The sequence below is a fragment of the Roseburia sp. OM04-10BH genome, assembly GCF_003462605.1.
GTDB classification, from domain to species: domain Bacteria; phylum Bacillota; class Clostridia; order Lachnospirales; family Lachnospiraceae; genus Roseburia_C; species Roseburia_C amylophila.
In genome coordinates this window covers 139346-148072 of sequence record NZ_QTZI01000008.1, presented here as the reverse complement: position 1 = coordinate 148072, position 8727 = coordinate 139346, and the positions used below count along the sequence as shown (strand labels likewise).

At 36.3% G+C, this 8727-nt stretch carries 12 protein-coding genes; 11 read left to right on the top strand and 1 reads right to left on the bottom strand.

Features of this window, described 5'->3' with window-relative positions; translation table 11 throughout:
- The 9 genes from DXB43_RS15145 to DXB43_RS09800 form a co-directional block, all read left to right on the top strand.
- A partial coding sequence (locus DXB43_RS15145; protein WP_330417876.1) for a hypothetical protein occupies positions 1–1476 on the top strand: 1476 nt, incomplete at its 5' end.
- An 11-nt stretch (positions 1477–1487) separates the two neighbouring features.
- A complete protein-coding gene (locus DXB43_RS15310) occupies positions 1488–2195 on the top strand; it encodes a PoNi-like cognate immunity protein (RefSeq protein WP_117901594.1) in 708 nt (235 codons plus the stop codon).
- Positions 2196–3470: 1275 nt separating this feature from the next.
- On the top strand, positions 3471–3722 hold the full coding sequence (locus tag DXB43_RS15785; protein WP_331470939.1) for a DUF6572 domain-containing protein: 252 nt from the start codon (positions 3471–3473) through the stop codon (positions 3720–3722).
- A 24-nt stretch (positions 3723–3746) separates the two neighbouring features.
- Positions 3747–4325, top strand: coding sequence for a hypothetical protein (locus DXB43_RS09820; protein ID WP_199535090.1), 579 nt, complete (start codon positions 3747–3749; stop codon positions 4323–4325).
- A 174-nt stretch (positions 4326–4499) separates the two neighbouring features.
- Entirely contained in the window at positions 4500–4847 is a 348-nt protein-coding gene (locus DXB43_RS15475) for a transposase (protein WP_004615306.1), read from the top strand.
- Complete coding sequence (locus DXB43_RS09815) at positions 4798–5658, top strand: IS3 family transposase (protein ID WP_009246074.1); 861 nt, start codon at positions 4798–4800, stop codon at positions 5656–5658. Before DXB43_RS15475 ends, DXB43_RS09815 begins: the two co-directional genes overlap by 50 nt.
- A gap of 396 nt (positions 5659–6054) precedes the next feature.
- Positions 6055–6207, top strand: a complete 153-nt coding sequence (locus tag DXB43_RS15140; RefSeq protein WP_158565924.1) for a hypothetical protein — start codon at positions 6055–6057, stop codon at positions 6205–6207.
- Between the two features lie 383 nt (positions 6208–6590).
- On the top strand, positions 6591–6860 hold the full coding sequence (locus tag DXB43_RS09805) for a type II toxin-antitoxin system antitoxin SocA domain-containing protein (protein ID WP_117842060.1): 270 nt from the start codon (positions 6591–6593) through the stop codon (positions 6858–6860).
- A gap of 67 nt (positions 6861–6927) precedes the next feature.
- The gene (locus DXB43_RS09800; RefSeq protein ID WP_117842059.1) at positions 6928–7602 is read left to right on the top strand and encodes a YoaK family protein; all 675 of its coding nucleotides are present in this window, start codon (positions 6928–6930) and stop codon (positions 7600–7602) included.
- Between the two features lie 2 nt (positions 7603–7604).
- Here the strand turns inward: DXB43_RS09800 and DXB43_RS09795 are convergent, their stop codons facing one another.
- Positions 7605–7967, bottom strand: a complete 363-nt coding sequence (locus DXB43_RS09795) for a metal-dependent transcriptional regulator (protein ID WP_117842058.1) — start codon at positions 7965–7967, stop codon at positions 7605–7607.
- Between the two features lie 219 nt (positions 7968–8186).
- On the opposite strand from DXB43_RS09795, the gene DXB43_RS09790 reads away from it, so the two are divergent.
- Together DXB43_RS09790 and DXB43_RS09785 are read left to right on the top strand one after the other, a co-directional pair.
- A complete protein-coding gene (locus DXB43_RS09790) occupies positions 8187–8399 on the top strand; it encodes a FeoA family protein (protein WP_117699278.1) in 213 nt (70 codons plus the stop codon).
- Between the two features lie 19 nt (positions 8400–8418).
- The gene (locus tag DXB43_RS09785; RefSeq protein WP_022242378.1) at positions 8419–8640 is read left to right on the top strand and encodes a FeoA family protein; all 222 of its coding nucleotides are present in this window, start codon (positions 8419–8421) and stop codon (positions 8638–8640) included.
- Positions 8641–8727: the final 87 nt, after the last annotated feature.

Here is an 8727-nt window from a genome sequence, read left to right as displayed (position 1 = left end):
ATTCAGGGAGCAAGATCAGACTTTGATGTGGTAGCAGAGGAAGTGGCGGATATTGAGAGAGAACTATCTGCTTATCTTGATGTGGGCAGATTTTCTACAACCTGTATGGAAAGCTGCTTTGACAATGCGCTTGCCGGAGTGCAGAATGTCCGCACACAGATAGGGGAATATGAAGAGGCACACAGCCATGCAGATATGTATCCCATCGATATGATGATAGGCTATCTTCGCAGTATTATTGGTGGACAGTTAGGTGGCAGTAGTGCTACAATCAGTGCATATGATGCATCGGTTGTGAATGCAACAGAGTCTTTTCAGCTGGCACAGATGATGGATGGAATGTTAAGTACATATCTCGAACAGGTGAAGGACAGGGTAAACTCCTGTGAGGAGTTCTATGAACTGCAGCAACAGCAGTGGCAGGAATCTATCCGGCTGAGAACAGAAGAAGGCATTGTGAAGACGATTGCCGGAGTCGGAACCATGATTCTGGGAGGAATGCTTGTCGTAGCAACCTGTGGTATGGCACTTCCACTGGTGACAACCGTTGGAGTTGTAGCAATTGGATTAGGCACAGCTTCATATGGATGTGCAAATGCAGTAGAAGGAAGTCAGGATATATATGCGGGAGTGACAGGAGACCCAAGGCTGGTATCGGTTAATCCAATCCGTGATACAGTATTTGCCAGTAATCCGGACCTCTATTATTTAATAGGAAATGTTTTGACAATCGCTGCTTCTCTGATACTGACAGGAGGAATGGCGGCTAATGCAGCAGTAAGTGCAGGAACATCCATCGGCAGGGCAGTAGTGACAGAGTATGTCAAGCAGGGACTGACAATGGCAGCCAGCAGCTATGTGGAAAAGAGCATGACAGAAGCAACCAACAGTCCACTGGCAGGCTTTGTAGTTGGCTCACTAACCGGAATAGCAACATATGGAACGCTCAGTGAGGCAGAGCTGGAAGTAGTAAATAACGTAAAAAGACCGCAGCAGTTGGGAAATGTAGGGGAGAGTGGTATAGACTTTGTATACGATATTGTAAAGGGGGTAGAGAATGGAGATGTTCCATTAAGTAATAACATTCAAAAAGGTAATTATGGTGAGATGAAGATGGATGTGTATTTTAAAAGTCAAGGATACGAGAGAATAAGTCTCGATAGAGTGACCGATTTGAATACTCCAACGCATCATGGAATTGATGGAGTATATTATAATCCAGATGGTCATCCACCATACATAATTGGAGAGGCAAAGTATGGTAGCTCAAGGTTGTCAATACTGGCTGATGGAACTCCACAGATGAGTGATAAATGGATAATTGATAGATTAGAAAATGCTGTTGGTGAAGAGATTGCCAATGATATTAAAATGGAAATGATTTTAAATCCAGATAATGTAGGTTCTACATTGGTTCATGTCTCATCAGATGGTGGAATTGATATAACAGAATTAATTGATGGAATCAAACAATAGGAGAATGAAAAATGAGAGATAGAATGAAAGATGAACATTATTTTAACACTTTAATCCAAAAGGAAAGAAAATATATAATAATGTTCGAAGATGCCGTAAAAAAAACAGCTCTTGAAAAAGGAGAATTAGATAGAAGTACTCGTAATGGATATAGTATTTTAATTAATTCCTATGAAAAAGAAATCAATTTATTATATTCTTCAGGAGAAAATTTGGAAACGATTGAAGAATGTTACAAAAAATTATTGTTTTATTATAGCAAGATGTGGGACAGAAAATATGGCTATATTGAGTTGGTAAAAGTGCTTTCATTGGGAGTATTGTTCAAAGTTAATAGGAGTGACATATTTGAATTAGAGCAGAGGCTTATATCTGAAAAGTTTGATGACTATTTAGTCAATTTCTTGATTAAAGAAATTGATTCTACTTGGGAGAGAGAAGGAGTTGAGTTTGAATTTGAAGTATACGAATGCTTAAAAAAAATTTTGGATAATGATGAAATAATAGCTTGTGAAGCATTGAAAGAGTATTTACAGGAAAAATGGTACGAAATACATAGGGAATGTGCTTGGTATGATAGTCATAAATCAAGCAAAAATGTGTATTATGGGTATTGGAGTTTTGAAGCAGGTGCTATTGCTAAAATACTAAATCTGGATGATAGTAGCTTAAAGGATGTACCATATTATCCCTATGACTTGGTTCACTATAAAAAATAAAATTTATTATGGTTGTACAAGACAGTTTCAACTTTTGTGTAAATCATATAGTGAAATAATTAATATAGTTGGTATTATTCTGAGTATTGCCCCAATCCAAAGACAGGTGCTATATCTAAAACGAAGGGTAGAGGGCATGGACAAGCCAATATTGAGTTTTTAGAAACTAATGGACTGGAATACAATATTTCCAGATGCTACGTCGCAACCATAAAATATAAGGAGAAATTTCCTGATTTGGACATAACAAAAGATATCGATTTGGCAGAAGAGTATATTTCCGGGAGCATTACCCAGCCAGAAAGTATCTAAAGGGTAAGACCGTGGAAGATTTGTGTAAGGAATTTGTTCCAGTAAGCGATAATAAATGTTCTATAAAGATTTGCGGAACAAGTCCCCGTATGTTGGAGTTGCTAGTAAAATTTTGCCGAGGTGGGAATACGAAACAAGCCTTTCTGGATGTAAAGCTGTTCCTGCGAAAACTCAGGAGATACCTTGCCAAGCAGATTGATATTACTGCTGGTATGAACCTATATTTTTTCGGTTGAGATAATGAGTATGGAAGACTTTTTATGTGGGTTGTTAAGTAAGGAGATAGTATGTCCTATTTTTCCTGATGATTTCATTTTAGAATAAATTATTATGAAACAATATAATTTTAATTATGTGAGAGTAATAATTTTTTGATATTTTCCTTAACGCTTTAAAACACCCATGTTACAATGGTATGCAACAGATGGAATATGGGGATGAAAATTTCTCATTCTACCTAAACAAAAACACATAATAGGAGAGGTTCCGTAGCTGCTATGGGCTATGGTGCATTTCCTATTTTTCTGTTACAGGGCAATCCAGATGATACAGGTATCATCAAAGGGTATACCAAGACATTCAGCTTTTCGAGCGTATTATGAGAAACGTAAAGCAGAATGTAAATCTAGCCAGCATTGATTTGTATATCCCAACGTTTAATCGGTGTTATTTATGGGATGTTAAAGAACAGTACGGAGTACCGTATGCCGATAGTGGGAAATGATGGTGGAGATAGGTAGAGAAAATAGCAAATATGTGGTAAAATTTTAGGCAGATGCAATGGTCAGCAGAAAGACAAATTGATGTTGGTGAGGTAATAGATACTCTTAAAAGCAGAGGTTTTTTATTAACTGATAAAAATATATATTTCTTAAAAAAATATGGATTATTAGAATTTGAATTGGAAAATAGAATGAATTATTTAAAGATACAGTTCATAAAAATTTTAATCCATTAAAAGCAATTGGAAAAAATCTGTATAAAGAAAGTTTAAAATATTTAGAAGATGAATATCATCATTTGTTAGCATTACAAGAAAAAATTAATACATATATATCTTTTCTTGAAGAAAAACAGTATAATGAGATATACAAAGAGGATGATATAGAGTATGGAATTATTGAAATTCATTTTTTGTATAATATTACATCGAATGCAGAGAAGTTTTTACAGTCGGTTCAAAATGTAGTCGCAGAGCTTGGCATTAAAATATAGTATTCTATTTCAGGAGAATAAATTATGAAACTTGATAAAAATCAACAGAAATTGTTAATTAGTTCAATACGTACAATTGTAAAGAAAAAGGGGTATAGAATAAGGGATAATAGTATTTATACAACTCGGGAAAATGCATATATATTTTGTGATTTTCTTATTGTTAATTCTCAGAAAATGATATATCGGATGTATATTAAAGAATATGACTATGATAATATTTTCTGGAAAATCATGCAAATGGAAGATAATGCGAAGCATAGTGATTCTTTAAGAGCATGTGGAGCATTTAGGGCACCGTCCGTATTATTGAAAAAGGGTGAAATGGAGCTTACAAATCAGTATGATGAACAAGCAGAATACCTTGTAGGGTTATTAGATGAGTATAGTCATAAGTTTATGCAGAATTATAATATTGATGAATACATAATTCATGAAGAAAATGATGTGGACGATAAAATATTGGAGTGTTTAGCATATTTGCATATGGGAAAAACGAAAGAAGCTATAGAAATAGCACAAGATTCGATTGCAAAGGGGGATGAGGGGGAATATAAAAATGAAGGAAAAACTTTTTTTGAATGGCTTTTATTAGAAGTGTAGAATATTTAATTTTCGCAACTTTTGTTACAGTGTAGATTATTACTAATTAGGATTTTAAAATATTTAAATATAAGGGAGGAAAAGTATAATGGTATCGTAATTTAAGACACTTCAAGAGACATTTCTTAATGAATCTGATATACTGTAAACACTACAGAAAGAAGGATTATTATTATGTCTCGAACAAGAAGAAATTTCTCTGCCAAATTCAAATCAGAATTAGTGATTGAACTGCTCAAAGGAGAAAAAGACTTAAATACAATCGCAACCGAAAACAATATTCAGCCGAATCTTCTCCGCAACTGGAAGAAGGAGTTCCTCGATAAAGCATCCGTGGTTTTTAATGACACACGAGAGGATAATCTGAAAGAAAAACTCGCTTTAGAACGCAAGGAAAAAGCTGAATATGCGAAAAAAGTTGGCCAGCTCACCATGCAGGTGGATTGGTTGAAAAAAAAATCTGAAGAAACACTTGGACCTGACTACGAGAGTAAATTTAGTCCAAAACCTTTTGAAGACTAAAGAACTTCCAGTTAAAACAGGAGCTACACTTCTTGATATCAATCGTACCAGTGTTTATTACAAGGGCATGCCCATATCTCAGGAGGAGTTGGATTGCAAATCGATCATAGATCGATTACACACGGATAATCCGGCCTGGGGAGCACGACAACTGTCTGCTCAACTGAAGAAGCGTGGGCATCAGGTTGGTCGCCGGAAAACGCGCCGTTATATGAATGAAATGGGGATTGATCCAATTTATCCAAAAATGAACCTTTCTAAACGTATGCGACAGGCTAAAGTCTGCCCGTATCTGCTACGTAACGCCGTTATCGACCGTCCAAATCAGGCATGGTCAATCGACATTACATACATCCCCATTAAGCGTGGATTTCTGTATCTGACCGCTGTGATTGACTGGTACAGCCGCTGTATCGTTGGCTGGGAAGTCGATGATACTCTGGATACCAGAATGGTCATAACTGCGTTAAAAAAGGCGTTTATAGTGGCAAAACCTGTTATCCTGAATTCAGATCAGGGCTGTCAGTTTACAAGCAATGAGTACATGAATTTCCTCAAAGAGAACCAGATCCGTCAAAGCATGGATGGTAAAAGCCGGTGGGCTGACAATATCATGATTGAACGATGGTTCCGAAGCTTCAAGTACGAGGAAGCATATCTGACCCAATATAACAATATCAGAGAAGCACGGAAGGCAATCGGTAAATATGTGCACACTTACAACTTTGAACGTTGTCATTCTGCACTCAATAATCAAACACCGGCATCCTGCTATTATCCGATTCTGTTACTGGATGATCATGCAGCCTAAGGGGGGATTTTCTCCCCTACCCAGTTACATATATCAGTTCATTATAAAAAGCTTAGATTTTTGTCTTGACAACTGAACCACTATAAAGCAATGAAAAAAGTGTTTGAAGATTATTTTTCAGAAATACAGGCGGATATGGTGGCAATATGCCTGTAATATGTGGAAAAAAGAGCAGAGAGGATTTATATTTATTGTTCTTGCGAAAAAGGTATGCTATCAAGTGGTTTCTTTTTTTAAGTTAATGGTAAAATTGTAAAGAAGAATCGGCTAAATGATGTTATAGTAGAGGGGCAAAAAGAATACGATGTTTCGATACCTAGACAATCGCAAGCAGTTAATATTATTAATGATGATATCGTGGCTCTCAAAAAGGTATGTCAGGAACATCAAAAGGAAATGCCAACGCAGATTAAACTGGTATATGATGTTGCAGCTAATAGATTAAATGCAGATTATAAATATGACATAATATTTAGCAATGATAAAAAGAAGACCGCATATGATGTTTTAGAAGAATGGTATCAGTTAGAAAAAAGTAAAGAGGAATAATTCTGGAAAGTTGGCACGGAAAAATGGACAATCCTCTTGATCCCCAAAGATATTGTAAACTGTTTTCCATTGTTGTAAGTCAATACAAGAATAAAACATTTATATATGCTACTGATAAAGAGGAAGTGTTTATGAAATGGTATGATGAAATAGCACACCGGAATTAAAAAATATTTTGATAGAGAGAGTATTTGTTAAACCAAAATGGTGAATACAGATACTCTTTTTTGTGCTGGAAATAAGGAGTCTATCCATTTATTTAATTATATTATTACAAATTTGGGGGAGGTTCCCCCTCTTGCATTAGAAAAATTATTAGCATTTTCGAATGGCGTTAATTATGCGTTAAATGGAAAGAGATTATTATTAGAGGAGTGTCAGGCATGAATGCATGCATGTTATCGAAGCTTACTGCTGATGAAATAAAAGCAATAGATTTAGTAATTAAAACATTTGGAGTTTATTCACCAAAAACACTTGAATTAATCAGTCATTCGCAAGCCCCCTGGATTGAAAAAAGAATTGCATATAAAGATGATGAGCCGGGGAATGAAGTAATAGATGAAACATCTTTAAAAAAATATTTTGTGGATAAGCAACTGAATACAGAAGAAAAAATAGTTTCGTATATTATGGCTACGTTAAAGATATAGTTTGAATCCCACCCCTTGACACCCATAGTATAATAAGAAGAAAACCAAGGATGAGAGGATGATAATTATGAGGCGTTCCAGACAGATGTCGGAATCAATAGAACTTGGAATCGTGCTGGCGTTGGCTGGAGGATTTATGGATGCATATTCCTATATGTGCAGGGATGGAGTATTTGCTAATGCGCAGACGGGAAATATGTTATTGCTCGGAATCAATTTATCGGAGAGAAACTGGGGAATGGCATTGCATTATCTGTTCCCGGTGCTGGCTTTTGCAATCGGAATAGCATTGGCAGATGTGGTGCGGATGCACGCAAAAGATAAGAGCCTGTTTCACTGGCGGCAGCTTTCTGTATTGTGTGAAGCACTGGTACTATTTGTGGTATGCTTTTTTCCACAGAGCATGAATCTGGCAGCCAACAGTCTGACTTCACTGGCATGTGGCATACAGGTGGAGAGCTTCCGGAAGATTCATGGAAACGGAATTGCAACCACGATGTGCATCGGAAACTTAAGAAGCGGGACACAGAACTGGTGTGACTATCATTATACGAAGAATAAAGAATCCGCATTTAAGGGAATGCTGTATTATGGCATTATCCTGATGTTTATAATAGGGGCGATTATTGGAAATGCTTTTGTGAAATTACTGGCAGAAAAGGCAATTCTGATATGTGCAGCCGTGTTGTTCATGGCATTCATTATGATGTTTGTAGACAAAGAAAAAGCTTTGGAGCAGTAGTATTACTGCTTCAAAGCTTTTTTGATTGCGGTAAAGCTTTCTTTACTGATAACATGTTCCATTTTGCATGCATCTTCTGTTGCGATTTCCTTTGGCACACCAAGACTTACTAACCAGGTAGAAAGAAATTCATGACGTTCATAAATCATTTCTGCAATTTCACGACCGGAGTCGGTAAGATAGATGAAGCCGGAATCGGTTACCGTAATATGATTCTTTTCTCTTAAATTCTTCATTGCAATGCTGACACTGGATTTCTTAAAGCCAAGTTCATTGGCAATATCTACAGAACGAACCACAGGAAGCTTTTTGCTCAGCATAAGAATAGTCTCAAGATAATTTTCTGCTGATTCATTTGTTGCCATATAACAACACCCCCATTAACGTTTTTTCTATAATAATACATGAATTTAGGTAAGTATAACATATTAAGCCGAACATATCAAATCATAAAGTGAATCTAAAAAATGTTTCTTAATGATAAAAATTTCTCAAAAACGTTCTTGACAACTAATGGTAGTTAGAATATACTAACCAATGAAATGAGAAAAAATTAACAATAGCACAATAGAAAAGAGGAGAGTATGATGCCTTTATCTATGGTAAAAGAAGGAGAGCCGAACGTAATTAAGAAGGTCGGTGGTAAAGAAGAAACAAGAAGATTTCTTGAGAACCTTGGCTTTGTTGCCGGTGGTACAGTAACAGTAGTATCTGAGGTAAATGGAAATATGATTGTAAATGTCAAAGAATCCAGAGTAGCAATTGGAAAAGACATGGCAAATAAGATTATGGTGTAACAGCCAGAAGGAGGAAATTATGAAGACATTAAAAGAAGTAGCCTGCGGTCAGACCGTAAAGGTGAAAAAGCTGTCCGGAGAGGGACCGGTAAAGAGACGTATCATGGACATGGGTATTACCAAGGGCGTGGACGTTTATGTAAGAAAGGTTGCTCCACTCGGTGATCCGGTAGAGGTGACAGTTCGTGGCTATGAGCTTTCTCTTCGTAAAGCAGATGCAGAAATGATTGAAGTAGAATAAATTTTTTTTGCATATAGGTTAGTAAATGCTAACATAAGGAATGCTAAGCTAACATTGAAACAGCCCGACTAACAAAAGAAATATCGG

What these genes read in the sequence shown, in the direction of transcription:
- DXB43_RS15310 (WP_117901594.1), top strand. Translation starts at nt 1,488, where the DNA reads ATGAGAGATAGAATGAAAGATGAACATTATTTTAACACTTTAATCCAA.
- DXB43_RS09820 (WP_199535090.1), top strand. Translation starts at nt 3,747, where the DNA reads ATGAAACTTGATAAAAATCAACAGAAATTGTTAATTAGTTCAATACGT.
- DXB43_RS15475 (WP_004615306.1), top strand. Translation starts at nt 4,500, where the DNA reads ATGTCTCGAACAAGAAGAAATTTCTCTGCCAAATTCAAATCAGAATTA.
- DXB43_RS15140 (WP_158565924.1), top strand. Translation starts at nt 6,055, where the DNA reads ATGCCAACGCAGATTAAACTGGTATATGATGTTGCAGCTAATAGATTA.
- DXB43_RS09805 (WP_117842060.1), top strand. Translation starts at nt 6,591, where the DNA reads ATGAATGCATGCATGTTATCGAAGCTTACTGCTGATGAAATAAAAGCA.
- DXB43_RS09800 (WP_117842059.1), top strand. Translation starts at nt 6,928, where the DNA reads ATGAGGCGTTCCAGACAGATGTCGGAATCAATAGAACTTGGAATCGTG.
- DXB43_RS09795 (WP_117842058.1), bottom strand. Translation starts at nt 7,967, where the DNA reads ATGGCAACAAATGAATCAGCAGAAAATTATCTTGAGACTATTCTTATG.
- DXB43_RS09790 (WP_117699278.1), top strand. Translation starts at nt 8,187, where the DNA reads ATGATGCCTTTATCTATGGTAAAAGAAGGAGAGCCGAACGTAATTAAG.
- DXB43_RS09785 (WP_022242378.1), top strand. Translation starts at nt 8,419, where the DNA reads ATGAAGACATTAAAAGAAGTAGCCTGCGGTCAGACCGTAAAGGTGAAA.